20 protein-coding genes and 1 tRNA gene are annotated in these 23,683 nt (G+C 69.7%); 17 read left to right on the forward strand and 4 right to left on the reverse strand.

Going from position 1 to position 23,683, the window contains the following annotated elements; genetic code table 11:
* Positions 1 to 37: 37 nt before the first annotated feature.
* Positions 38 to 973 carry a metallophosphoesterase gene (locus QE374_RS13360; RefSeq protein ID WP_309735617.1) on the reverse strand — a complete coding sequence of 312 codons (936 nt, stop codon included), beginning with the start codon at positions 971 to 973 and terminating at the stop codon, positions 38 to 40.
* Entirely contained in the window at positions 970 to 3,492 is a 2,523-nt protein-coding gene (locus QE374_RS13365) for a transglycosylase domain-containing protein (RefSeq protein WP_309735619.1), read from the reverse strand. Before QE374_RS13365 ends, QE374_RS13360 begins: the two co-directional genes overlap by 4 nt.
* A 107-nt stretch (positions 3,493 to 3,599) precedes the next feature.
* Here QE374_RS13365 and QE374_RS13370 point away from each other — a divergent pair, with 107 nt between their 5' ends.
* From QE374_RS13370 to QE374_RS13380, 3 genes are all read left to right on the forward strand, one after another.
* Positions 3,600 to 3,824 carry a hypothetical protein gene (locus tag QE374_RS13370; protein ID WP_309735621.1) on the forward strand — a complete coding sequence of 75 codons (225 nt, stop codon included), beginning with the start codon at positions 3,600 to 3,602 and terminating at the stop codon, positions 3,822 to 3,824.
* Complete coding sequence (locus tag QE374_RS13375) at positions 3,821 to 4,291, forward strand: RidA family protein (protein ID WP_309735622.1); 471 nt, start codon at positions 3,821 to 3,823, stop codon at positions 4,289 to 4,291. The genes QE374_RS13370 and QE374_RS13375 overlap by 4 nt, the downstream gene beginning before the upstream one ends.
* 395 nt (positions 4,292 to 4,686) lie before the next feature.
* A complete protein-coding gene (locus tag QE374_RS13380) occupies positions 4,687 to 5,589 on the forward strand; it encodes a hypothetical protein (protein WP_309735624.1) in 903 nt (300 codons plus the stop codon).
* Positions 5,590 to 5,718: 129 nt separating this feature from the next.
* On the opposite strand, the gene acs is transcribed toward QE374_RS13380, so the two are convergent.
* Positions 5,719 to 7,689, reverse strand: coding sequence for an acetate--CoA ligase (acs, locus tag QE374_RS13385; RefSeq protein WP_309735626.1), 1,971 nt, complete (start codon positions 7,687 to 7,689; stop codon positions 5,719 to 5,721).
* A 412-nt stretch (positions 7,690 to 8,101) separates the two neighbouring features.
* Here acs and QE374_RS13390 point away from each other — a divergent pair, with 412 nt between their 5' ends.
* The 13 genes from QE374_RS13390 (at position 8,102) to QE374_RS13450 (ending at position 20,720) form a co-directional block, all read left to right on the forward strand.
* A complete protein-coding gene (locus QE374_RS13390) occupies positions 8,102 to 9,139 on the forward strand; it encodes a TadA family conjugal transfer-associated ATPase (RefSeq protein WP_309735629.1) in 1,038 nt (345 codons plus the stop codon).
* Positions 9,130 to 10,011 carry a type II secretion system F family protein gene (locus QE374_RS13395; protein WP_309735630.1) on the forward strand — a complete coding sequence of 294 codons (882 nt, stop codon included), beginning with the start codon at positions 9,130 to 9,132 and terminating at the stop codon, positions 10,009 to 10,011. Before QE374_RS13390 ends, QE374_RS13395 begins: the two co-directional genes overlap by 10 nt.
* A 42-nt stretch (positions 10,012 to 10,053) precedes the next feature.
* On the forward strand, positions 10,054 to 10,272 hold the full coding sequence (locus QE374_RS13400; RefSeq protein WP_309735632.1) for a DUF4244 domain-containing protein: 219 nt from the start codon (positions 10,054 to 10,056) through the stop codon (positions 10,270 to 10,272).
* Positions 10,269 to 10,601: a TadE family type IV pilus minor pilin gene (locus QE374_RS13405; protein ID WP_309735634.1), complete on the forward strand. Its 333-nt coding sequence runs from the start codon at positions 10,269 to 10,271 to the stop codon at positions 10,599 to 10,601. The genes QE374_RS13400 and QE374_RS13405 overlap by 4 nt, the downstream gene beginning before the upstream one ends.
* On the forward strand, positions 10,601 to 10,936 hold the full coding sequence (locus tag QE374_RS13410) for a helicase (protein ID WP_309735636.1): 336 nt from the start codon (positions 10,601 to 10,603) through the stop codon (positions 10,934 to 10,936). Before QE374_RS13405 ends, QE374_RS13410 begins: the two co-directional genes overlap by 1 nt.
* 63 nt (positions 10,937 to 10,999) lie before the next feature.
* The gene (topA, locus tag QE374_RS13415) at positions 11,000 to 13,729 is read left to right on the forward strand and encodes a type I DNA topoisomerase (RefSeq protein WP_309735640.1); all 2,730 of its coding nucleotides are present in this window, start codon (positions 11,000 to 11,002) and stop codon (positions 13,727 to 13,729) included.
* Positions 13,726 to 14,397, forward strand: a complete 672-nt coding sequence (gene tmk / locus QE374_RS13420) for a dTMP kinase (RefSeq protein ID WP_309735641.1) — start codon at positions 13,726 to 13,728, stop codon at positions 14,395 to 14,397. Before topA ends, tmk begins: the two co-directional genes overlap by 4 nt.
* Before the next feature lie 9 nt (positions 14,398 to 14,406).
* Complete coding sequence (locus QE374_RS13425; protein WP_309735643.1) at positions 14,407 to 15,561, forward strand: DNA polymerase III subunit delta'; 1,155 nt, start codon at positions 14,407 to 14,409, stop codon at positions 15,559 to 15,561.
* Entirely contained in the window at positions 15,558 to 17,102 is a 1,545-nt protein-coding gene (locus QE374_RS13430) for an alpha/beta hydrolase (protein ID WP_309735645.1), read from the forward strand. Before QE374_RS13425 ends, QE374_RS13430 begins: the two co-directional genes overlap by 4 nt.
* A gap of 74 nt (positions 17,103 to 17,176) precedes the next feature.
* Positions 17,177 to 17,249, forward strand: a tRNA-Thr gene (locus QE374_RS13435).
* A 203-nt stretch (positions 17,250 to 17,452) separates the two neighbouring features.
* On the forward strand, positions 17,453 to 17,848 hold the full coding sequence (locus QE374_RS13440) for a hypothetical protein (protein WP_309735647.1): 396 nt from the start codon (positions 17,453 to 17,455) through the stop codon (positions 17,846 to 17,848).
* 59 nt (positions 17,849 to 17,907) lie between these two features.
* On the forward strand, positions 17,908 to 20,148 hold the full coding sequence (locus QE374_RS13445; protein ID WP_309735649.1) for an efflux RND transporter permease subunit: 2,241 nt from the start codon (positions 17,908 to 17,910) through the stop codon (positions 20,146 to 20,148).
* Positions 20,145 to 20,720: an isochorismatase family protein gene (locus QE374_RS13450; RefSeq protein WP_309735651.1), complete on the forward strand. Its 576-nt coding sequence runs from the start codon at positions 20,145 to 20,147 to the stop codon at positions 20,718 to 20,720. The genes QE374_RS13445 and QE374_RS13450 overlap by 4 nt, the downstream gene beginning before the upstream one ends.
* Positions 20,721 to 20,732: 12 nt before the next feature.
* On the opposite strand, the gene QE374_RS13455 is transcribed toward QE374_RS13450, so the two are convergent.
* Positions 20,733 to 21,395 carry a hypothetical protein gene (locus tag QE374_RS13455; protein ID WP_309735652.1) on the reverse strand — a complete coding sequence of 221 codons (663 nt, stop codon included), beginning with the start codon at positions 21,393 to 21,395 and terminating at the stop codon, positions 20,733 to 20,735.
* 296 nt (positions 21,396 to 21,691) lie between these two features.
* Between QE374_RS13455 and QE374_RS13460 the strand changes: the two genes are divergently transcribed.
* Positions 21,692 to 23,662 carry a metallophosphoesterase family protein gene (locus QE374_RS13460; protein WP_309735654.1) on the forward strand — a complete coding sequence of 657 codons (1,971 nt, stop codon included), beginning with the start codon at positions 21,692 to 21,694 and terminating at the stop codon, positions 23,660 to 23,662.
* Positions 23,663 to 23,683 lie beyond the last annotated feature (21 nt).

Consider the following 23,683-nt stretch of genomic DNA (forward strand, 5'->3'; position numbering starts at 1 on the left):
GCACCGCGTCCGGCTGTGGAGAACCGGAGTCCCTCCGTCAGGCGACGGGGACCAGCGTCAACAGCGAAGCCTCCGGGCGGCAGCCGAAGCGCACCGGCGCGAAGATCGAGTGGCCGATGCCGGCGCTCACATTCAGCGGCGCGCGGCGGCCGCCGTGCGTCCAGGTGCTGAGGCCTCGTGCCTGATCGAGCGGGATGTCACAGTTCGCGACGAGCGCGGAGGGGGAGAACGGGATGCGGACCTGACCGCCGTGCGTGTGCCCCGCCAGCAGCAGATCGGCGTCGAGGTCGACGAAGGCGTCGAGCACCCGCCGATACGGCGCGTGCGTCACGCCCAGCACGAGATCCGCCCCGCCTGCTGCACGCTGTTCGGCGCGCTGCGGAACGAGGGCTGCCGTGTCGTCCCAGCGCCGGTGGGCATCGTTCACGCCGAAGGCGTTGACACGCAGTCCCGCCACCTCGAGCGTCGTCGCGGTGTTGTCGAGTGCGTGCCAGCCGAGCTCGTCGGTGAGGAAGCGATCGAGGGCACCTGTGTCGAGGGACTCCGCCGAGCGGTGCGCCTTCGAGGGTCCCGTGAAGTAACGCAGCGGGTTGCGGGGAGACGGCGCGTACAGGTCGTTCGAGCCGTGGACATACACGCCGGGTACGCCCCGCAGACCGGCGAAGGCGTGGCGGATGCCGGCGAGCCCCTCCGCGTGGCCGAGGTTGTCGCCGGTGTTGACGACGAGGTCCGGTTCGAGCTCCGCAAGGCGGGCGATCCACTCCTGCTTACGGTGCTGCCACGGCGCCATGTGGGCGTCGGACAGGTGGAGGACGCGCAGCTCGCGCGCGCCCGCAGGCAGGATGGGCAGCGTGTGCTCGCGCAACGTGAAGAGGTACCGCTCGACCCCGATGCCCCACACTGCGGCGCCGACGCCGACCGCCCCCACCGCTGCGACAGCGGTGAGGGCGGAACGGCTCGGAATGCCGGTCAACAGCTCTTCTTGGAGTAGTTGATCAGGATCTGCGAACCGCGGTTGGCGGCCGTGCCCGCGGCGGGGTTGGTGCCGGTGGCGCGGCTCTCGTTGTCGGGCAGTTTGTCGTCCGGGGTACAGGTTCCCAGAGCGATCGAGGTGAATCCCGCATCCTGGAGCGTCTTCTGCGCGTCCTGCACCTTGCCGCTCACGGCAGGAACGGTCGCGCCCTGGCCGTTGCTGGGGCTGATCGTGACGGTCGTGCCGCCCGCGACCTGTCCTGCGCCCGGGCTCTGCGCGGCGACGATGTTCGTCGGCTGGTCGGAGTCGACGGGGTCGCCCACGGTCACCTCGAAACCTGCCTCCTGGAGGGTGGTCTGCGCCTGGTCGATCGTCTGGCCGACGACGTTCGGCAGCTCCTTGAGGACCCGCTTGGTGAGGTTGGGGTCGGGATCGGGGAAGTTGTCCGCGGGGAAGACCTGATCGGCGGTGCGCTGCAACGCCTTGGCCAGTGTGTAGCGGATGTTCTGCAGACCACGACCGAACATGTCGTTCTCGCCCTGGATCGTACCGACCCACGCTGCGTTGGTGACGCGCGTGCTCGACTCGATCATCCAGGTCTGCAGGCCCTCGTGCGTGCCCGTCTTGCCGATGAGCTGCGTGCCGTCGTAGGGGTTCGCGCCCGAGCCGGTTCCGCCGTTCATGACGCCGCGCAGGGCGTAGGCGGCCGTGGCGGCGACCTGGGGCGAGATGACCTGCGTGCAGGTGCGCTCCGGTCGAGGAAGCTCGTTGCCGGAAGCGTCGGTCACGCGGTCGATGGCCTGCGGCTGGCAGTAGACGCCGTTGTTGGCGACAGTGGCGTAGGCGCCGGCCATGGCGATGGGCGAGACGTAGTCGACACCGATCACCTCAGAGGGGTTCTCCATGGTGATGTCGCTGCCGTTGCCCTTGGTGACGCCCATCTTCTTGGCGACCTTGGCGATGTCGCACATGTCGAGCTCCGCCGCCATCGCGAGGTAGCCCGTGTTCAGCGACTGTGCGGTGAACGCCATGGGCGTGCCGACGGAGCCTCCCACCTTGCCGAAGTTGTTGATCGGCGTGCTGTTGACGATGTTGCCGGTGCACGAGTTCGTGAAGTTCTTGAACACCCGCATCCGGCCGTCGAGAACCTCGTTGACGGACCGACCCTGTTCGAGCCAGTCGACCAGCGTGAACAGCTTGAACGTCGACCCCGCCTGGAACCCCCCGGAGCTTCCGAACGTGGAGTCACCCGCGTAGACGAGCGAGCTGTAACCCTGTCCCGCGTTCGCCTCCTCGGAGAACTGCGTGTTCTGAGAGATGGCGAGGATGCGGCCCGTGGAGGTCTCGATGCTCGCGGTGGCCGCACCGAAGTCGATCCCGGAGACGTACTGCGGCGCGTTCTCGGACATCGTCGTCGAAGCGGTGTACTGGATGTTGGGTTCGAGCGACGTGTAGATCTGGAGGCCGCCGCGGCGCAGAGCGAGCGCGCGATCCTCGGCCGTCGCACCGAAGGCGGGGTCGTTCTTCACGACGGAGACCACGTACTGGCAGAAGTAGGGCGCGTGCGTGCTCGCGCAGCCCGAGGTGGGCTGCGTGATCTGCGGAGTGATGGGCTCGGCGACTGCGGCGTCGTGCTGCTCCTGCGTGATCTTGCCGTCGGTGAGCATCCGATCGAGCACGTACGTCTGGCGCTTCTTGGTCAACGCGTAGCCGTCGGCCGCGCCGTTGGTCTCGCGACTCGGCTGATCGATGCGGTACGTGTTCGGGTTCTGCACGATCCCTGCGAGCGTCGCCGCCTGGCTGAGGTTCAGGTTGGCGGCAGGAACGCCGAAGTAGTAGCGGGCGGCGGCGTCGATGCCGTACGTGATTCCGCCGAAGTTGGCGATGTTGAGGTAGCCGAGCAGGATGTCGTTCTTCGAGTACTTCTGCTCGAGGCCGATCGCGTAGCGCATCTCCTGGAGCTTGCGCTCGATACCGCTCGAACCGGAGGAGTCCGTCGCCTGCAGGAAGCACGACTGCCGCTCATCCTCGCTCTGCGCGTTCCACTCGCAGCGCTGGATGAGGATGTTCTTCACGTACTGCTGGCTGATCGTCGATCCGCCCTGTGTGTTGCCGCCGCCCTCGAGGTTGGAGAGCACGGCACGCGTCGTGCCGATCAGGTCGACGCCACCGTGGTCGTAGTACCGGGGGTCCTCGCTGGAGAGGATCGCGTCGTACATGACGGTCGCGATCTGGTCGAACTTCACCGGCGAACGATTCTGGTCGTAGAAGGAGGTCTGGGGGGCGTAGTTGCCCGTGCCGTCCTTCCAGTAGATCGTCGACGGCTCCATGATGTCGTCGATCTCGAGGTAGTTCGGCATGTTGTCGAACAGCTTGATGGCTTGCGATGTCGCGGCGCCGGTGACGGCGATGGCGGGCGTGACCGTGGCGGTGATGAGAACACCGGCGACGACGCTCAAGCCGACGAGTCCGGCCAGGCCGGAGAGCACACCGGTGGCCGTGCGTTTCTTATCGGGCATAGGGTGATCGTAAGCCAGGATGCTGGGCGAACACTCGATGGCGCGGCATCCGGTTCCCGCTGTTTCCGGGGCTCAGACCCCGTCCTCACCCACGAACGGGAGACGCCGTGACCACCTGGGAGTACCTCACCACTCCGCTGTTGATCCACAACACCGCCGCCATCTTGAACAACTGGGGCAAGCAGGGCTGGGAGCTCGTCCAGGTGGTGCAGGGACCCGAGGGCGGTCTCGTGGCCTACTTCAAGCGCCCGGTGGGCACGGATGCCGCCGCCAACGCAGGTCTCGGTGCGGCGCAGGTCGCCGCGCGTCAGTTCGAAGGAGAGAACGCATGAGCACGGTGTCCGAGCGACTCGCGGAACTGGGGATCGATCTGCCGGAGGTCGTGCCGCCCGTTGCGTCCTACATCCCCGCCAAGTCCTTCGGTGACCTCGTGCACACCGCCGGCCAGCTGCCGTTCGTGGCGGGACAGCTCCCCGCGACCGGCAAGGTCGGCGAGGGCGAGGGGCTCGTCGCGCCGGAGGATGCTGCGACGTACGCGCGTCAGTCCGCGCTGAACGCGATGGCCGCGGCCGCAGCCGCCGTCGGCGGCGTGGACCGTCTGACCGGTGTGCTGAAGGTCACGGGATTCGTGTCGTCGGTGCCCGAGTTCACCGGACAGCCCGGCGTGATCAACGGGGCCAGCAACGTGCTCGCCGAGATCTTCGGGGAGTCCGGCCGCCACGCCCGCTCCGCCGTGGGCGTGCCCGTGCTCCCGCTCGACAGTCCCGTCGAGGTCGAGGTCGTCTTCACCGTCGCCTGAGCAACGACCTACGCAGGAGCCCCGCGCCCCCCAAGGCCGCGGGGCTCCTGCGCTCCCGGAGGATCGCGCGCCCGGCATCGTGAGCGGACCTCGCGACGACGCTATGGGCGCGAGGTCCGTCCATCCGCGCCGTCAGGCGTTCCCAGACGATCCCGGACAGTCCGGGTCGTCTGTTTGTCGCGCGTCGAGCCGGTGCGTCACAATGAGCGTCTGAGTATGCGGGGGGCAGGATGAAGGGCGACGGCGTCGATCGTGTCGCAGGGATCGGATCCTTGGTCTCCGTCGCGGAGGATCTCCAGCGCCTGCGTCATGAGGCCGGCGGGGTGAGCTACGCCGAGATCGCAGCGCGGATCACGAGCGCGAGGGCGGTCCGGTCCGGGCGGTCCGCTGTCGCTGTGTCCCGTTCGACGGTGTACGACGCCTTCCGACCCGGGCGTACGCGACTCGACGCGGATCTCGTCGTCGACATCGTGCGCAGTCTCGGCGTCACCGAGGCGGATGCGGAGAGCTGGCGTGCCCGGTGCGTCGCGGCCAAGCCGGCCGTTCCACGGGCTACGACACGGTCACAGGTGCTCACCGGCGCCGAAGCGCCGCCGGTGACCGCGGCCTCCGTGCTCCGCGCTGATGCCACTCGTCGTGGCGGGCGACGCGTCGGCATCGTCCTGGGCGTCATGATCGCGGCCGTGCTCGTCAACGCGGCGGGCGGTCGCGTCGTGCTCTGGCTCGACCTGCCGCTGTACCTGGACATGGCTGGCACCGCCGTGGTCGCCGTGGCTCTCGGACCCTGGTACGCGGTGGCGACGGCGATCATCACCCAGCTGGGTGTCGCCGTGGTCAACCAGAGCACCTTGGGTCTCCCGTTCACGCCCGTGGCGGTGGTCGGTGCCCTCCTGTGGGGCTATGGCGTGCACCGTTGGGGATGGGGGCGCTCGCTCTCGCGGTTCCTGCTGCTCAGCGTGGTCGTCGCCGTCGGCTGCACGATCGTCGCCGCCCCGATCATGGATGTCGTCTACGGCGGCTTCAGCGCCCATGTGGCCGGAAACTCTCTCACGGCGCGATTCCGGGATGCGGGCATGGTGCTCCCGATCGCGATCGCGACCGCCAACCTGATCACGTCGCTGCTGGACAAGCTGATCGCCAGCTTCGTGGCGCTCTCGCTGGCCGGCACCGTCCGGCTCTGGATCACGAGGGACCGGACGCCGTCGCCGGACCTTCCGCCCGTCGCCCTGTTCGCCGGTGCGCGCCCGTCCTCGGCTCGGCACATCGGCGTCGCCGTGCGCCGCGCATCCGTCCTGTGAGCGCCGCAATGCCGTTGCTCACCGGCGGCGAACTCATCTACACGGTGTCCGAGTACGTGCCCTGAGTCTCCTTTGCGAACGAACGAGCCCCGCATTCTCCGAGAGATGCGGGGCTCGTTCGTTCTGCTGCTACTTCGTGGAGAGCTTGGCCTGGATGGTGGACATCACCATGGTGTCGGCGAGGGTCGTCGTGTCTCCGACCTCGCGCCCCTCGGCGACGTCGCGGAGCAGGCGCCGCATGATCTTGCCGCTGCGGGTCTTGGGCAGCTCGGTGACGATGTAGACGTCGCGGGGGCGGGCGATCGGACCGATCTGCTCGCCGACCCAGGCGCGCAGGGTCTGGGCGAGGCCCTCGGGGGAGTGCTGGCGCAGGTAGCTCTCCTTGATGATCACGAACGACACCACTGCCTGACCGGTCGTCTCGTCGCTTGCCCCGACGACAGCGGCCTCGGCGACCGCTTCGTTGCCGACGAGCGCCGATTCGATCTCCGCGGTCGACAGGCGGTGCCCGGAGACGTTCATGACATCGTCGACGCGGCCCAGCAGCCAGATGTCGCCGTCCTCGTCGCGGCGGGCCCCGTCGCCGGCGAAGTAGTAGCCCCGGTCGGCGAACTTCTCCCAGTACGTCTCGACGAAGCGGTCGGGGTCACCCCAGATGCCGCGCAGCATGCTGGGCCACGGTTCGGTGACCACAAGGAGTCCGCCCGCGTCGTTGCCCACTTCCTCGCCCGACTCGTCGACGACGTCAACGGAGATGCCCGGGAGCGGCACCTGCGCCGATCCGGGCTTGGTCTCAGTGACGCCGGGGAGGGCCGAGATCATGATGGCGCCGGTCTCGGTCTGCCACCAGGTGTCCACGATGGGGGTGCGCTCGGCGCCGATCACCGCGCGGTACCACATCCACGCCTCGGGGTTGATGGGTTCGCCGACGGAGCCGAGCAGGCGCAGCGACGAGAGGTCGAACTCCTGCGGCACCTGGCGTCCGATCTTCATGAACGAGCGGATGGCGGTGGGCGCCGTGTAGAGGATCGTGACGCCGTACTTCTCGACGATCTCCCACCAGCGGCCCGGATGCGGCGCGTCCGGGGTGCCCTCGTAGATCACCTGGGTGGCGCCGTTCGCGAGTGGGCCGTACGTGACGTAGCTGTGGCCGGTGATCCAGCCGATGTCGGCGGTGCACCAGTAGACGTCGCGCTCGGGGTGCAGATCGAACACGTTGCGGTGCGTGTAGGCGGCCTGGGTGAGGTAGCCGCCCGAGGCGTGGAGGATGCCCTTGGGCTTTCCGGTGGTGCCGGAGGTGTACAGGATGAAGAGCGGGTTCTCGGCGCCGAACGGCTTCGCCTCGTGCTCGGCGGATGCGGCCGTGACCGCGTCGTGCCACCAGATGTCGCGCCCCGGCGTCCAGTCCACGTCATTGCCGCCGCGGCGCACGACGAGCACGTGCTCGACGGTCTCCTGCACGCCCGACCCCCGGTCGGCGAGCGCCTGGTCCACGGCGGGCTTCAGGGGTGAGACCTTTCCCTTGCGGTAACCGCCGTCCGCCGTGATCACGAGCTTCGCGCCGGCGTCGTCGATTCGAGCGCGAAGGCTGTCCGCGGAGAATCCGCCGAAGACGACGGAGTGGATGGCACCCACCCGCGCCACCGCGAGCATCGCCGCCACCGCCTCCGGGATCATCGGCAGGTAGAGGGCGACGCGATCGCCCTCCCCGATGCCCAGCTCCGTCAGCACATTGGCGGTGCGCTTGACCTCCTCGGTCAGCTCCGCGTAGGTGACGCGTCGCTCATCGCCGGGCTCGCCTTCCCACAGCAGCGCGACGCGGTCGCCGTTGCCCGCGAGCACATGCCGATCGAGGCAGTTGTAGGCGACGTTGAGTTCGCCGTCGCCGAACCATCGGGCGAAGGGCGGGCTCGACCAGTCGAGCACTTCGGAGAAGGGGGTGTGCCAGTGGAGCTCGCGTGCCTGCTCGGCCCAGAAGGCCTCTCGATCGGACGCCGCCCGCTCGTAGAGCTCGGCGGTGGCGACCGCGCCGGCGGCGAACTCGGCGCTGGGGGCGAAACGACGGGTCTCGTTCAGCAGGTGGTCGATCTGGCTGCTCATGGCTCGCTCCTTTGCGCGCTGTTCGGGATGACGTGCGGGACGTCTCGCACATCATGACCCGCTCCGGTCGAGGCGGATACCTCCATTAGAAGGTGGGCGACGGTCACCGATATATCAATCGGATTGGTCCGGCCTGCCGTTTGGCCGCCGGTGTGAGGTTGCGTATGCTCGTGTGCGCCCGCCCTCGTGGCGGGGAGTACGGCCCTCATCACCCCCAATTTGCGGGGCTGTGCTCGGCGGCATCCCAACCCCCCAATGGGATGCCGCCTTTTCTTCTGCCCGGAGCACGGTGCACCTGCGTCTGCGACGCCCGGCGCGCTCGGATCTCCCCAGACGCTCGGGCGCCGCGGTTCCTCAACCGTGGGCGGGCGGACGCGGCTCCGGCGGCGCGTGCGCGCCTAGCGTCGTCGTCATGCCGCAGCCCTTCGTCGTCACGCCGCGGGGCGCGCCCGCATCCGGCGATGCGAAGACGCGGGCGGTCGAGAGGGAGCCGGAGGAGTCGCCGACGTTCGGCGGACTGCCGGTTGCGGCGTGGGATCCGGTGCGTGTGCATCTCAGCGATCCGCAGGTCACCGACATCTTCATCAACGGCGAGCATGGCCTCTTCGTGGATCGCGGCCGCGGCGCCGAACAGGTGCCGCACTGGCATGCTGCGGAGAGCGAAGTGCGCGAGATCGCGACCGGCCTCATCGCGCGCGGCGGTCGGCACATCGACGATGCCACCCCGTGCGTGGATGTGCGCCTCGACGGAGGTGTGCGGGTTCACGCCGTGCTCCCACCCGTCAGCGCGGACGGCACGACGATCTCGATCCGCGTTCCACGCCGCCATCTGGGCTCCTTGGCCGCCCTCCGTGAGGCGGGCATGCTCGACGCCCGCAGCGAGCGCGCGCTGCAGCGGCTCGTCGACGCCCGCGAGAATCTGCTGGTGACGGGAGCGGCCGGCAGCGGCAAGACCACCCTCCTCGCCGCACTTCTCTCGTCTGCGCCCGAGCGCGAGCGGATCGTGACGATCGAGGATGTGGCGGAGCTCCGCATCCGTCACCCGCACCACATCCGCCTCGAGGCGCGCCAGGCCAATCTCGAGGGAGCGGGCGGCATCGATCTCGCCCGCCTGGTGCGCGAAGCACTGCGGATGCGGCCGGACCGGCTCGTGGTCGGCGAGTGCCGCGGCGCCGAGGTGCGCGAGCTGCTGACGGCATTGAACACCGGACACGACGGGGGAGCCGGAACGCTCCACGCCAACGGCATCGACGATGTGCCGGCACGGCTGGAGGCCCTGGGAGCGCTCGCCGGGCTCGACGACGCCGCGCTCGCGCGGCAGGTGGTCAGCGCGATCGGTGTCGTCGTGCACGTCGCCCGCGACGCTGGCGGCGTGCGGCGCGTGGCGGGCATCGCGCGTCCGGTCCTGGTCGACGGACGGCTGGGGATGGAGTCGATCCCATGGGGCTGATCGCGCGGCGTCGACCCGCTTCCGACGGCGTCGGCGACGCTGCCCAGCGCCTGGCGGTGCTCCTGCGCACGGGAATCTCTCCGGCGTCGGCCTGGGAGTTCCTCGCCGCGGCCGGTGACGTGGACGCCGCTGCCGTCCACGCGGCGCACGCGGGCGGACAGGCGATCCCCGCTGCCATCGCCGCCCGCGGCGCCAGGTGGCGTCCGCTGGCCGCCACCTGGCGGGTGGCCACCGCGGTCGGCGCTCCGCTCGCCGAGAGCCTCCGGGCCGTCGCCGCGGCGGTGCGCGACGTGCAGGAGTGCAACGACGAGGTGCGTGTCGCCCTCGCCGAGCCCGCGGCCACCGCGCGGCTGATGGCCTGGTTGCCCCTCGTGTCGATCGGCCTGGGCGTCGCGCTCGGGTTCGACACGGTCGGCGTCCTCACGGGTACTCCGATCGGGTTCGGATGCCTCGTCGCGGGCATCGTCCTGATGATCGTGGCCCGTGTCTGGACCGGTGCGCTCACTCGCCGCGCGACGCCTGCTCCCGCGATGCCGGGCCTGCACGCCGAGCTCGTCGCGATCGCGCTGTCGGGAGGGGTGTCGATCGAGCGCGCCCGGGCTCTGGCGGATCCGGAGGTCGAGACCACCGACGACGGGCTCGACGCGCTGCTGGAGCTTTCGCGCTCCGCCGGGGTCCCCGCCGTCGAGATGCTCCGCGCCGGTGCGTCCCTCGCGCGGCACCGCGCCCGCACGGACGGCCGGATGCGGGCTGCCGGGCTCGGCGCCGCGCTCCTGCTGCCGCTGGGCGTCTGCATCCTTCCCGCCTTCCTGCTGCTGGGGGTCGCGCCGATGCTCATGAGCGTGCTCGGCGCCTCCGCACTCCCACTGTGACCGCGTGCCCACCCGCCGGTGCCCATCAGAGAGGAGCAACACATGACACCCACCGCCAGAGACCGCACCCGCCTTCCCGCTCTCACCCGCCGCCGCGCGGCAGAGCTGTTCGGCGACGACTCCGGAGCGGCAACGGCCGAGTACGCGATCGCCACCATGGCGGCCGTCGCCTTCGCGGGCCTGCTCGTGGTCATCATGCGATCCGACGAGGTGCGCGGGATCCTGGAGGACCTCGTGCGCCGCGCTCTCACGGTCGAATGAGATCCCGGCTGGGCGACCGCGGCTCGGCCGCGGCGGAGTTCGCGGTCGCCGTGCCGGCGGTGCTGCTCGTGCTGGCACTCGGCGTCGGAGGGCTCGCCACCGCATCCGCTCAGGTGCGACTGCAGGATGCGGCTGCCGACGCGGCGCGGCTGGCGGCTCGCGGTGAGGACTCCGCGCGAGCGCTCGGACTCCTCTCGCACGCCGGCGCGGGTGCGAGCGGCGCGATCGAGGAGGAGGGAGACCTCGTGTGCGTGACGGCGTCGGCCCCCGCGCCGCTACCGGCGATCACCCTCAGCGCGCGCTCGTGCGCGCTCTCGGGCGGACGCTGATGCCCGGCACCGCAGCGACGGCGGGGATGATCGGCGCGCTCGCAGCTCTCGTCGCCGGCCTCGGCGTGGTCGGCGCGGCGAGTGTGCACGCACAACGACTGTCGGCCGCCACGGATGCGGCGGCGCTGGCTGCGGCCGACGCCGCATCCGGCGCCGTGACGGGCGTCCCGTGCGAGCGCGCCGCCCAGCTGGCAGCCACCGCATCCGCGGAGGTCGTATCCTGCGAGGTGGAGGGTCTCATCGCGACCGTGCGCCTCAGCAGCGCTTTCGGTCCGTTCCCCGCCCAGGCCGCAGCCCGCGCGGGTCCCGCGCCCGAGCCGCGCGACGACGGGTGAACCGGCCCTCCAGCCGACCACCGACCCGAGGTGTGTATGGTGACAGCGACGAAAGGACCACCGTTGGCAAAGGGTTCTCAGACCACGACGAAGAGCGGGAAGACGCTCGTGATCGTCGAGTCGCCGACCAAGATGACCTCGATCCAGGGGTACCTGGGTGATGACTACGAGGTGCTCAGCTCCGTGGGGCACATCCGCGACCTCGCGAGCAAGAAGGACATCCCGGCCGAGAAGAAGGCCGCGTACGGCAAGTACTCGATCGACGTCGACAACGGCTTCGACCCCTTCTATGTGGTCAACGACCGCAAGACCAAGACCGTCGCCGAGCTCAAGCGGGCGGTGAAGGATGCGAGCGAGGTCCTGCTCGCCACCGATGAAGACCGCGAGGGCGAGGCCATCGCGTGGCACCTGCTCGAGGTGCTCAAACCCAAGGTCCCCGTCAAGCGCATGGTGTTCCACGAGATCACCAAGGACGCCATCCGCGCCGCCGCCGAGAACACGCGCGAGCTCGATCTCGCCCTCGTGGACGCGCAGGAGACCCGCCGCGTGCTCGACCGCCTCTACGGCTGGGACGTCTCGCCCGTACTCTGGCGCAAGGTCGGCAGCGGACGCGAAGGCGCCGCCCTGAGCGCCGGCCGGGTGCAGTCCGCGGCGACCCGTCTCGTCGTCGACCGGGAGCGCGAGCGCATGTCGTTCGTCTCCGCCAGCTACTGGGACATCGAGACGCTCGCCGTCAAGGACGACCAGTCGTTCACCGCGCGCCTGGCCCGTATCGACGGCGCGCCGCTCGCCCGCGGCACCGACTTCGACGACAAGGGGCAGCTGAAGAAGGCCGTCGTCGTCCTCACCGAAGAGGATGTGCGCGCGCTCGCCGCGGCCATCGAGACCGTCGGGACGGCACAGGTCTCTGCCCTGGAATCGAAGCCGGGAACCCGCAGCCCGCGCGCGCCCTTCACGACCTCGACCCTGCAGCAGGAGGCCGGCCGCAAGCTCTCGATGAGCGCAAAGCACACGATGAGTGTCGCCCAGCGTCTCTACGAGAAGGGGTACATCACCTATATGCGCACCGACTCGACCTCGCTCTCGAAGCAGGCTGTCGAGGCGGCGCGCGAGCAGGCCGTGAGCCTGTACGGCGACCGTGCTGTGCCGGCCAACCCGCGCGTCTACGCGAGCAAGAGCAAGAATGCGCAGGAGGCGCACGAGGCGATCCGCCCCTCGGGCGAGCACTTCCGCACGCCCGCATCCGTCGCGTCGCACCTCGACCGCGACGAGCAGCGCGTGTACGACCTCATCTGGAAGCGCACGGTCGCCAGTCAGATGGCCGACGCCAAGTACGAGACGACCACAGTGACCCTGTCGCTGACGGCGGACGAGAAGGCGCTCGAGTTCACCGCATCCGGCACCGTCTACACCTTCAAGGGGTTCCTTGAGGCGTACGAGGAGGGCCGCGACGAGAAGCGCGCCGATGCCGACAAGGCGGACGACCAGTCGCTGCCCGCCTTGAGCGTCGGTGACGAGCTCGCCACGCGCGAGGTGGAGCCCAAGGGGCACTCGACGTCGCCGAAGCCGCGCTACACCGAGGCGAGCCTCGTGAAGGCGCTGGAGGAGAAGGGCATCGGCCGTCCCTCCACGTTCGCCAGCATCATCGACGTGATCCTCGACCGCGGATACGTGTCCAAGCGGGGTCAGGCCCTTGTGCCCAGCTGGCTCGCCTTCAGCGTCGTGCGCCTGCTCGAACAGCACTTCTCCGATCTGGTCGACTACGACTTCACCGCGGCGCTCGAGGACGACCTCGACGCGATCGCCCGTGGCGAGCAGCGGCGTGAGCAGTGGCTGCGGGAGTTCTACTTCGGTTCCGAGAACCACGTCGGACTCCGTCACATCGTCGACAACCTCGGCGACATCGACGCGCGGGAGCTCAACGCGACCCGGATCACCGACACCGCGACGCTCCGCTTCGGCAAGTACGGGCCCTACCTCGAGGTGGTCGACCCGGCGGATCCCGAGGCCAAGCCGCGGATCATCAACATCCCCGATGAGCTGGCGCCCGACGAGCTGACCGCCGAGAAGGCGCAGGAGCTCGTCGACGCCCCCATCGCCGGCGACCGCGTGCTGGGCGAGAACCCCGACAACGGCAAGCTCATCGTCGTCAAGGACGGCCGTTTCGGGCCCTACGTCCAGGAAGTCGACCCCGTCGACCCGGATGCGGTGGACGAGGCGACCGGTGAAGTCGCCGAAGCGCCCAAGAAGCGCGGGGCGAAGAAGGAAGCCGCGCCCAAGCCCCGCACCGCATCGCTCTTCAAGAGCATGTCGGTCGACACCGTCGATCTCGACACCGCGCTCAAACTGCTCGAGCTGCCCCGCGTCGTGGGAGTCGATCCCGCGACCGAAGAGGAGATCACCGCGCAGAACGGCCGCTACGGTCCGTACCTGAAGAAGGGCACCGACTCGCGCTCGCTCGACTCCGAGCAGCAGATCTTCGACATCACCCTCGAGGAGGCGCTCGAGCGCTACGCGCAGCCCAAGTACGGCGCGCGGCGCGCGTCCAGCGCTCTGAAGGAGTTCGACGCGGACCCGGTCAGCGGCAAGCCGATCAAGATCAAGGACGGCCGCTTCGGGGCCTACGTCACAGACGGCGAGACGAACGCGACCATCCCGCGCGGCGAGACGGTCGACGACGTCGACTTCGAGCGGGCGAAGCAGCTGCTCGCCGACAAGCGCGCCAAGGGTCCCGCGCCCAAGCGCACCTCGGCGCGCAAGACGACCACCCGCAAGACGCCCGCGAAGAAGTGACCGCCGCGACGCCGTCGGGTCTGTGGATCACCTTCGAGGGTGGTGACGGCTCGGGAAAGACCACGCAGGCGGGCCTGCTCGAGCAGTGGCTGCGCGAGTCCGGCCGCACGGTTCTGCGCACGCGCGAGCCCGGCGGCACGGAGGTCGGCGTTCTCGTGCGCGACATCGTGCTGCATCACCGCGGCGAGGTGGCGGCGCGGGCCGAGGCGCTGCTCTACGCAGCGGATCGCGCTCAGCACGTCGAGACGCTCGTGCGGCCCGCCCTGGCACGCGGTGAGATCGTCGTGCAGGACCGCTACCTCGACTCGTCCGTCGCCTACCAGGGGGCCGGGCGCGTGCTGGATGCGGGGGAGATCCGCCAGCTGTCGCTCTGGGCCACCGGTGGCGCTCTGCCGGACGTGACCGTGCTGTTGGATCTCGATCCCGAGGCCGCCCGTTCCCGCCTCGACGCCGCCGACAAGCCGTTCGACCGCCTGGAGGCGGAGAAGGACGAGTTCCACGCGAGGGTACGCGCCGGCTTCCTCGACCTTGCGGCGGGTGAGCCGCAGCGCTTCCTCGTGATCGATGCGACGGCGGGAGTCGACGAGATCGCCGCCGTCATCCGCGAGCGTGTCGGGAGCCTGCTGCCTCCTGTGGACGCTGACGGGAGCGTCGACGGCCGCGGATAGGCTGGGCGCATGCACACCGCGACGTCCTCTCTCCCCTGGGAAGACGTCTGGGGGCAGGACGACGCGGTGCAGCTGCTGCAGGCGGCCGCATCCGATCCCGCTCAGCTCACGCACGCGTGGTTGATCACGGGCCCTCCCGGCTCGGGTCGCTCGACGCTGGCCTACGGATTCGCGGCGGCGCTCATCGCCGAGCCCGGTGACGACGCGGCCGTGCGCCAGGTGCTCGCCCGCACCCACCCCGACCTCACCGCGCTGCGCACGGAGCAGGTCGTCATCCGCATCGAGGAGGCGCGCCAGCTCGTCGAGCGCGCGTACTACTCGCCGTCGCTGGGTCGATACCGCGTGATCGTGGTCGAAGACGCCGATCGCATGGCCGAGCGCACCTCGAACGTGCTGCTCAAGGCGCTCGAAGAGCCGCCCGAGCGCACGATCTGGGTGCTGTGCGCGCCGAGCGACGCGGATCTGCTGCCCACCATCCGTTCCCGCGTGCGCACCGTGCGGCTGCGCGAGCCGGACGTGTCCGACGTCGCCCGTCTGATCGCCCAGCGCACCGGGGTCGACGCAGGCGTCGCCGAGCAGGCCGCGCGGCACGCGCAGCGCCATATCGGCATGGCGCAGCGCCTGGCGACCGATGCCGATGCGCGCCGTCGGCGCGACGAGACGCTGCGCAGCGCACTGGCCGTGCGCGGCGTCGGCGACGCAGTCGATGCGGCCGCCCGCATCGTGCAGGTCGCCACCGACGACGCGAAGGCCCTCACCGTCGAGCGCGACGAGGCCGAACGCGCATCGCTGCTGCGCACCGTGGGGCTCGCCGAGGGCGCCGCCGTGCCGCCCGCCGTCCGATCGCAGCTGAACGCGCTGGCCGACGAGCAGAAGCGGCGCGCGACGCGCAGCCTCCGCGACGGCATCGACCGCGTCCTCACCGATCTGCAGTCGCTGTTCCGCGACGTGGTGATGGTGCAGTTCGGCCGCACCGACGGCCTGATCAACACCGAACTGTCCGACGACCTGCACGCCCTCGCGGCGGCATGGGAGCCGGCCCGCACCCTTCTCGTCCTCGACGAGATCGCCCTGACCCGGCGGAACCTCGAGCGCAATGCCGCCCCGGCGCTGGCGCTCGAGAGCCTGCTGGTCGCCGTCGCCACCGGAAGGAGCTCGTCATGAGCGCCGCCCCCCGCATCCGTCGCGTGATCGCCGTGACAGGTGTCGTCGTCACCCTCGCCGCCCTCGCCGGGTGCGCCTTCAAGGTGGATGTCGCGCCGTCACCGACCCGTAGTGCAGAACCCGACACGACCGGCATCTCCGAGGAGCTGCTGCCGTTCTACGGGCAGGAGCTCTCGTGGAACGCGTGTGGCACCGGACTCGACTGCACCACCGTCACGGCGCCCCTCGACTGGGACAACCCGTCGGCCGGCGAGATCGACCTTGCGGTCGTGCGGCACCTCGCCGCGGACGGAGAGCCCCTCGGCTCGCTGCTGACGAACCCCGGCGGCCCCGGTGCGTCAGGTGTCGCGCTCATCCGCGACTCGCTCTCGTTCGCCGTGGGAGACGCCCTCCAGCGCGACTACGACGTCATCGGCTTCGACCCGCGCGGTGTCGGCGAGTCGAGCGCGGTGCGCTGCTTCGACGCCCCCGACATGGACCGCTACCTGTTCGACATCCCGACGGGCACCCGCGGCTCCGCGGAGTGGAACGGCCAGCTCGAAGCGCGCAACGCGACATTCGCCCAGGCGTGCGAGGCGAACAGCGACGGCATCCTGCAGTTCATCACCACCGAGCAGTCCGCACGCGACATGGATCTGCTGCGCGGCGTGCTGGGCGACGAGAAGCTCAACTACCTCGGCTACTCCTACGGCACCTTCCTCGGCGCAACCTACGCGCAGCTCTTCCCGGAGCGTGTCGGCCGCCTCGTCCTCGACGGCGCGATCGATCCCGAGACCTCCCAGCTCGATGTGTCGACGACGCAGGGCATCGGATTCGAGTCGGCGCTGCGGGCCTACATGGCCTCGTGTCTCCAGGGTTCCGACTGCCCCTTCACCGGAACGGTCGATGATGGCATGGCGGATCTCAGCACGCTGCTGGCGAGCGCCGATCGCAGCCCGCTCCCCAACGCGGACGGTCGCCGCATGGGCGCCGATTCGATGATGACCGCGATCGTCGCCGCGCTCTACTCGCAGGACAGCTGGTCGTACTTGACCACGGCGCTGTCCGACGCGCTGCAGGGCGACCCGTCGGTCGCGTTCCAGCTCGCCGACTTCTACTACAACCGCAGCGGTGGTGCCTACAGCGACAACTCCACCGAGGCCTTCATCGCCTACAACTGCATGGACTACCCGGACGACGCCACGCCGGAGCAGGAGGCCGCCTCGAAGGCTCTGCTGGCGGAGCGCGCGCCCACCGTGGCACCGTACTGGTCGAGCGACGTCGACTCGTGCGCCTCGTGGCCGTTCCCGCCGAGCGGTGAGCGCCAGGCGCTGACCGCTCAGGGTGCCGCGCCCATCGTGGTCATCGGCACGACGAACGACCCGGCCACCCCCTACGACTGGTCTGTCGCCCTGGCGGATCAGCTCGCCTCCGGTGTGCTGATCACCCGGGTCGGCGAGGGGCACACCGGCTACAACAAGGGCAACACCTGCGTCGACGACGCGGTGGAGGCGTACTTCGTCGACGGCACTGTGCCCCAGGACGGCCTGCGCTGCGAGTGAGCGCCTTGCGAGCGTTCGCGGCCGCCCGTTCGAGCATGTAAGATCGTTGCTTGTGCATCGCGGAAGCGACGCGCGCCGCCTTAGCTCAGACGGCAGAGCGATTCACTCGTAATGAATAGGTCAAGGGTTCGATTCCCTTAGGCGGCTCAGCACGAGAAGAGGGGTCCCGGAAGGGGCCCCTCTTCTGTTTCCCCGGCCCCCGCATCCGTCGGTTCCGCGAGACTGCACTTTCGTCACGAGATCACTGTGATTACCCGTGATCTCGTGCGAAAGATGCGGTTTCGCGGGATTGGGGCGGACGTGTGGCGGCGGATGCGGGCTGAAGGGCGGGAGGGGGATGGGATGATCGGATGGTGGGTCACACCGTCGACGTGCTGTTGGAGACGTTCACCTGGGTCGGTTTCCTCGGTGCGGCGGCCGTCGGAGTCGTCTGGTTGATTCTGCTGCTGGTGGACGGAACCTGGACTCCCGCGCAGGCGGTCATCGAACCGGGCGAGACCGGACGCGTCGCGCACTGGTTCACCGCGGAGGGCGGCGTGGGGCGCGCGGCGCTCAGCGACGCCGACGAGGCGCATCTCGCGGGCGCGGATGAGGCGTCCATCTACTACCGCCCCGGTACGGACGACCGGATGCGGTTCGTCGCGCGGTCTCCGCTCGTGCGCCTGGCCGGGTGGTTCACCGTGGGGCTGCTCGGCGTCGGGGTCCTCGCGCTCGTCCTGTCGCTGGTGACCATGTTCGCGTCCTGAGAGGGCGAGGGACAGAAACAGGGTGGCGCGGAGGCCATATAGCTAGATAAGCTAGCAACATGGCCGCATCCTCGACACCGACTCGACCCTCACGCTGGCTCCGGGTAGGGATTCCCGCGCTGCTCGTGCTCGTCTGGCTCGTCGTGGGCTCGATCGGCGGTCCGTACTTCGGCAAGGTCGACGAGGTCTCCACCAACGACCAGTCGACGTTCCTGCCGCAGAGCGCGGCCTCCACGCAGGTCAACGAGCGGCTTCCCGACTTCCTCGCCGGTGACAGCATCCCCGCCGTCGTGGTGTTCTCGGCAGACCAGAAGCTCACCGACGGCCAGCTCGGTGAGCTGCAGACCGTCGCCGACGACATCGCGCAGACGCCCGGGGTCCTCGACGGGATCTCGCCCCCGATCGTGTCCGACGACGGCCTCGCCGCGCAGATCTTCGTGCCCATCGACGCCTCGGGTGAGGTGCCCGACACGGTCGGAGCGGTCCGCGACGTCGTCGCATCCCAAGCGCCCTCGGGCGTCGAAGGATGGGTGACCGGTCCCGCCGGATTCACCGCCGATCTCGTCGAGGGCTTCCTCGGCATCGACGGCCTGCTGCTGGGCGTCGCGCTCATCGCCGTCTTCGTGATCCTCGTCATCGTCTACCGATCCCCGCTGCTCCCGGTGCTCGTGCTGCTCACGAGCGTCTTCGCGCTGTGCGTCGCGCTGCTGACCGTGTGGTGGCTCGCCAAGGCCGGGATCTTCGTGCTGAACGGTCAGGTGCAGGGCATCCTGTTCATCCTCGTGATCGGTGCCGCCACCGACTACGCGCTTCTGTTCGTCGCGAGGTATCGCGAGGCGGTGGCCGAAGGGCAGAAGAGGTGGCCGGCGACCGTGCAGGCCTGGCGGGGCGCCTTCGAACCCATCCTCGCCTCCGGTGGAACGGTCATCGCGGGACTGCTGTGCCTGCTGCTGTCGGACCTCGCCAGCAACCGTGCTCTCGGCCCGATCGCGGCCATCGGTATCGCGTTCGCGATGCTCTCCGCGCTGACCTTCCTGCCCGCGCTGCTCGCGCTCGTCGGCCGCGCCGCGTTCTGGCCCTTCATCCCGAAGCACCCCGCCGCGGTGCCGTCGGACGACCCGACCGCCCCCGTGTCGGGCCTCTGGCCGCGGGTGGCGCGATTCGTCACGCGGCGCGCTCGTCCGGTGTGGATCATCAGCACCGTCGTCCTGCTCGTGGGCGCGGCGGGCATCACCCAGCTCAAAGCTGACGGCGTGCCCTCCAGCGACCTCGTGCTGGGGTACTCGCAGGCACGTGACGGTCAGGACGTGCTCGCGGAGCATTTCCCTGCAGGCTCCGGCAGCCCCGTGTACGTCGTGGTCTCCGAGACGGATGCGGCCGCCGCCGTCACCGCGGCGTCGGATGCCGAAGGCATCGACAGCGTGGCGATCGCCGCCGCGGACTCGCCGACGGGCCAGGCGTCGGTCACCGTCTCCGCAGGTGCGCTCGAGCTCACAGCGGTGGGTCCGCCCGGCACCCCGGCTCCTGCGGCGACCACCGTCGACGGCGACGTCCTGCTGATCGCGACGCTCTCGGATGCGGCGGACTCCGCGGCGGCCGACGACGCCGTCGTGGCGCTCCGCGACACCCTCGACCGCGACCTCGGGGAAGGAGCGGCGCTCGTCGGCGGCCAGACCGCCATAGACGTCGACACGAACGCCACCTCGATCCGCGACCGCACGGTGATCATCCCCGTCATCCTCGCCGTCGTCTTCCTCATCCTCATGCTCCTGCTGCGCTCGATCCTGGCGCCGGTGCTGCTGATCGCGAGCACGGTGATCTCGTTCGGCACGGCGATGGGGGTGAGTGCGCTGGTGTTCAACCACGTTTTCGACTTCCCCGGCGCCGACCCCGCCGTGCCGCTCTACGGCTTCGTCTTCCTCGTCGCCCTCGGCATCGACTACAACATCTTCCTGATGTCGCGCGTGCGGGAGGAATCGCTTCGCCACGGCACCCGCGCGGGCATCGTGCGCGGCCTCGTCTCCACGGGCGGTGTGATCACCTCGGCGGGCCTCGTGCTCGCGGCGACGTTCGCCGCCCTCGGTGTCATCCCGATCCTCTTCCTCGCGCAGTTGGCCTTCATCGTCGCGTTCGGCGTGCTCCTGGACACCTTCGTCGTCCGTTCGCTGCTGGTGCCCGCGCTCGCCTCCGACATCGGGCGGGCGGTGTGGTGGCCCTCCAAGCTGTGGCGCGCCGGACCGGAGACGAAGGATGCGGCGCCGATGACGCGTGCCGAGTACCGGCGTACGCTCGGATCATGACCAAGGCGCTGTTCATCGTCGACGTCCAGAACGACTTCACCGAGCGCGGTGCGCTCGGGGTGGCGGGAGGCGACGCCGTCGCCGAGCGGATCTCCGCCTACCTCGCCGAGCACGCGGGCGACTACGGCCTCATCGTCGCGTCCCGGGACTGGCATGACGCCGAGGGTGACAACGGCGGGCACTTCGCCGCAGAGCCCGACTTCATCGACACGTGGCCGCCGCACTGCGTGGCGGGCACGTTCGGTGCCGAGTACGACGAGGTCTTCGACACATCCGCCGTGACCCACCACCTCAAGAAGGGGCAGGGCGAACCCGCGTACTCGCTCTTCGAGGGACGCGCCGAGGACGGGCGCACGGCGATCGAGTTGCTCGAGGAGCACGGGATCCTCGACATCGACGTCGTGGGTCTCGCGACCGACTACTGCGTACGCGCATCGGCCCTCGACGCCATCGCGGCCGGGCGGCACGTGCGCGTGTTCACCGACCTCGTCGCCGGTGTCCACGCGGAGTCGAGTGAGAAGGCCCTCGCAGAGATCGCGCACGCCGGCGCAGAGGTGACGGCGTCGCGCTGAGCGCGCAGGCGCTCACGAGATCCAGAGCACCACTCCGGTCATCCCGGTCAACACGGCGGCGACGCCCGCGCGGATGGCGTCGTCGCAGCGTTCCGGGGTGAAGGACGCCTCGTCGAAGTGCGTGGCCGATCCCAGGCCCTCGCCCCGGAACCCCGCACCGGTCCAGTCGACCGCGGTGACATTCTCGGTGGGCTCGGCGAGTTCGGCTCCGAGCACGAGGAACGCGATGTCGAGATGGTTCGGCGTCACCATCGCCATCGCATCGATGAGATCCTCGCCGGCCGCGACCACGAGCTCGGGGTTCAGGTCCATCGCGTGCACGATGCCCGTGATCGCGTCCCCGCCCGCATCCACCGTTCGCAGGTCGACGTCCTCGTCGGCCGCCCATGCGCTCACGGCCTCGCGCAGCGTCTGGGTCGTTGCGTCATCGCCGGAGGTCACGAGCACGACGCGGTAGCCGGGAGCGGGATGCACGTCGTCCCACGACCCGCTGCGCGGATCGACCGTCGCCTCCGGCGTCGGCTCGACCTCGGGTGCGAAACCCGGCGCGGGCGACCCCACCACGCCGATCGCGTCGCGCGGCACGTTCCAGTCGGCGCTCGCGCATCCGGTCAGTGCGAGTGCGAGCGCGAGGCCGGTCGCGCCGAGGAGGAGGGATGCGGGGCGATGCGGCACGGAGATTCCTTGCAGAAGTGGGAGGGGCGAGACCAGGATGCCGGTCGCGGCGCACGCCGCTGCATCCTCGAGCCCCGGTTCGCGCATTGTTCTTCGGATCTGCCGTCGGCGTTCACCGGACGGGCGCACCGGCGGGACACCCCGCGATCCTCATCTGTTCTCCCGACAGCCGATTCGTAAGCCATCGATCGTTCACTCCCAGGAAAGTTCGTCGGGCCAGTCTGCTTCCAGGCGCCGGGATCCGTGCGTCTGCCTGGTTGACCCACATCCACTTCCTCTCCAGAAACGGAAGACACATGCTCCTTGCAGCACCCTCGCGACCCACGGGTCGCGCGGCCCTGTGGGCCTCGGCGGCGGCGGTCGGCGCCGCGCTGATGCTCAGCGGCGCCCTCGTCGCCCCCGCGGCGCACGCCGACGACCCTGCGGGCTACACCGGCATCGTGCTGGGCGTGGCCTCCAACGAGACGCAGCGCACGGTGTCGTGGTACACCTCCGCCGACACGTCGCAGGTCGTGCAGTTGGCCCCCACCTCTGCCGTGGTGAACGGTCAGTTCGTCGCCTCCGTGACGACCTTCGCCGCCACCGGCGCCGCCAACGTCTCGACCACGGGATACAACCGCCACGCCGTCCTGTCGGGGCTGCAGGAGAACACGCAGTACTCGTACCGTGTGGGATCCGATGGCAACTGGTCGCCGACCTACTCGTTCAAGACGCAGTCCTTCGAGGGCGACTTCGACTTCCTGTTCTTCGGCGACCCCCAGATCGGGTCCTCGGGCAACGTCGCGAAGGACGGCGCCGGCTGGGCCGACACCATGAACGTCGCGCTGACCGCCAACCCCAACGCGGAGCTGCTGGTCTCCGGCGGCGACCAGGTCGAGACGGCCAACACCGAGCCGCAGTGGGACGCGTTCCTCGCTCCCGACCAGCTGCGCCAGTACCCCTGGGCCGCGACGATCGGTAACCACGACGTCGGCGGCAAGGCGTACGAGCAGCACTTCTACACGCCCAACACCGACTACTCCTCGGCCTACTACAAGGACCCGACCAAGACGGCGACGACGTCCGGCGGCGACTACTGGTACATCTACAAGGACGTGCTGTTCATCGACCTGAACAGCAACAGCTACAACTCGGCGAACGGCGGCGGTGACGCGGCCCACGTGCAGTACGTGACGGATGTGGTGAACCAGCACGGCGCCGACGCCAAGTACACCGTGCTCGTGTACCACCACTCGATCTACTCCGCCGCGGACCACGCGAAGGACGCCGACAACAAGGTGCGTCGCGTGGACTTCCCGACCACCTTCTCGAAGCTCGGCGTCGACCTCGTCCTCCAGGGCCACGACCACGTCTACACCCGCAGCTACGAGATCAAGAACGGCGAGAAGGCCAATCCTGCCGAGCAGCCCGGCCAGAACGACGTCTTCGTCGGTGAGGGCGGCGTCATCTACATGACGGCGAACTCCGCATCGGGTTCGAAGTACTACGACATCACGGCGCCCGACAACAGTGGAACCACGGGAGCGGGCAACGGTCCCGACCCGCTGAAGCCGAGCGACTACTGGTACAACTCCGTGCAGAACCAGGAGCACGTGCGCAGCTACGTCAAGGTGCAGGTGCGCGCCGATCAGCTCGTGGTCGAGGGCATCCGCTCCGGCACCTGCGACGCGCCCAACGCTGCGGTGGAGCAGGGCAAGGTCGGCTGGTGCGGCACGCCGGGTTCGAGCACGGCGGTCGACGGCGTCGGGTCCCTGATCGACTCGGTCACCATCCACCCCTTCCACGGCGACGGTCAGGACATCCAGGTCGACGTTCCCAACCAGGCTCCCGGCGAGTTCGGCTGGACGATCGACGGACAGAACGGCCTCGTCGACCTCGGGACCGCCGAGGAGAAGGGCGACTACTTCGAGGCGACGGGCGAGATCAACCCGATCAGCGTCACCGACACGCGCTCCTCGCTGGCTCCGTGGTCGCTCACCTCGGTGCTCGGCGACTTCAAGGACGGCGACAAGACGTTCTCCGGCCGCTACCTGGGCTGGACGCCGAAGGTCGTCACCGACGGTGCCGGAGCGACGGCCGGTGCATCCGTCTCCTCGGGTTACGACACCGGTGACGGTCTGGCCGTCAGCCGCGTGCTCGGCTCTGCGGCGCAGGGGCACACGAAGGGATCGGCGCTGCTGGGAGCGGCGCTCGATCTCAAGCTCCCGACCGAGACGGCGAAGGGCAGCTATCGCGCGACCCTGACCCTCACCGCGCTCGCCGGCTGACGCCCGCGGCACCTTCCGTCC

Origin of the sequence: Microbacterium sp. SORGH_AS_0428, assembly GCF_031453615.1 — a bacterium.
Lineage (GTDB): Bacteria > Actinomycetota > Actinomycetes > Actinomycetales > Microbacteriaceae > Microbacterium.

Bases quoted from the DNA above. Each gene is read 5' to 3' on its own strand.
- acs (WP_309735626.1), bottom strand. From the start codon at position 7,689: ATGAGCAGCCAGATCGACCACCTGCTGAACGAGACCCGTCGTTTCGCC.
- QE374_RS13440 (WP_309735647.1), top strand. From the start codon at position 17,453: ATGGTGGGTCACACCGTCGACGTGCTGTTGGAGACGTTCACCTGGGTC.
- QE374_RS13460 (WP_309735654.1), top strand. From the start codon at position 21,692: ATGCTCCTTGCAGCACCCTCGCGACCCACGGGTCGCGCGGCCCTGTGG.
- QE374_RS13410 (WP_309735636.1), top strand. From the start codon at position 10,601: ATGCCCGGCACCGCAGCGACGGCGGGGATGATCGGCGCGCTCGCAGCT.
- QE374_RS13430 (WP_309735645.1), top strand. From the start codon at position 15,558: ATGAGCGCCGCCCCCCGCATCCGTCGCGTGATCGCCGTGACAGGTGTC.
- QE374_RS13400 (WP_309735632.1), top strand. From the start codon at position 10,054: ATGACACCCACCGCCAGAGACCGCACCCGCCTTCCCGCTCTCACCCGC.
- QE374_RS13375 (WP_309735622.1), top strand. From the start codon at position 3,821: ATGAGCACGGTGTCCGAGCGACTCGCGGAACTGGGGATCGATCTGCCG.
- QE374_RS13425 (WP_309735643.1), top strand. From the start codon at position 14,407: ATGCACACCGCGACGTCCTCTCTCCCCTGGGAAGACGTCTGGGGGCAG.
- QE374_RS13365 (WP_309735619.1), bottom strand. From the start codon at position 3,492: ATGCCCGATAAGAAACGCACGGCCACCGGTGTGCTCTCCGGCCTGGCC.
- QE374_RS13445 (WP_309735649.1), top strand. From the start codon at position 17,908: ATGGCCGCATCCTCGACACCGACTCGACCCTCACGCTGGCTCCGGGTA.
- QE374_RS13390 (WP_309735629.1), top strand. From the start codon at position 8,102: ATGCCGCAGCCCTTCGTCGTCACGCCGCGGGGCGCGCCCGCATCCGGC.
- QE374_RS13450 (WP_309735651.1), top strand. From the start codon at position 20,145: ATGACCAAGGCGCTGTTCATCGTCGACGTCCAGAACGACTTCACCGAG.
- QE374_RS13405 (WP_309735634.1), top strand. From the start codon at position 10,269: ATGAGATCCCGGCTGGGCGACCGCGGCTCGGCCGCGGCGGAGTTCGCG.
- QE374_RS13395 (WP_309735630.1), top strand. From the start codon at position 9,130: ATGGGGCTGATCGCGCGGCGTCGACCCGCTTCCGACGGCGTCGGCGAC.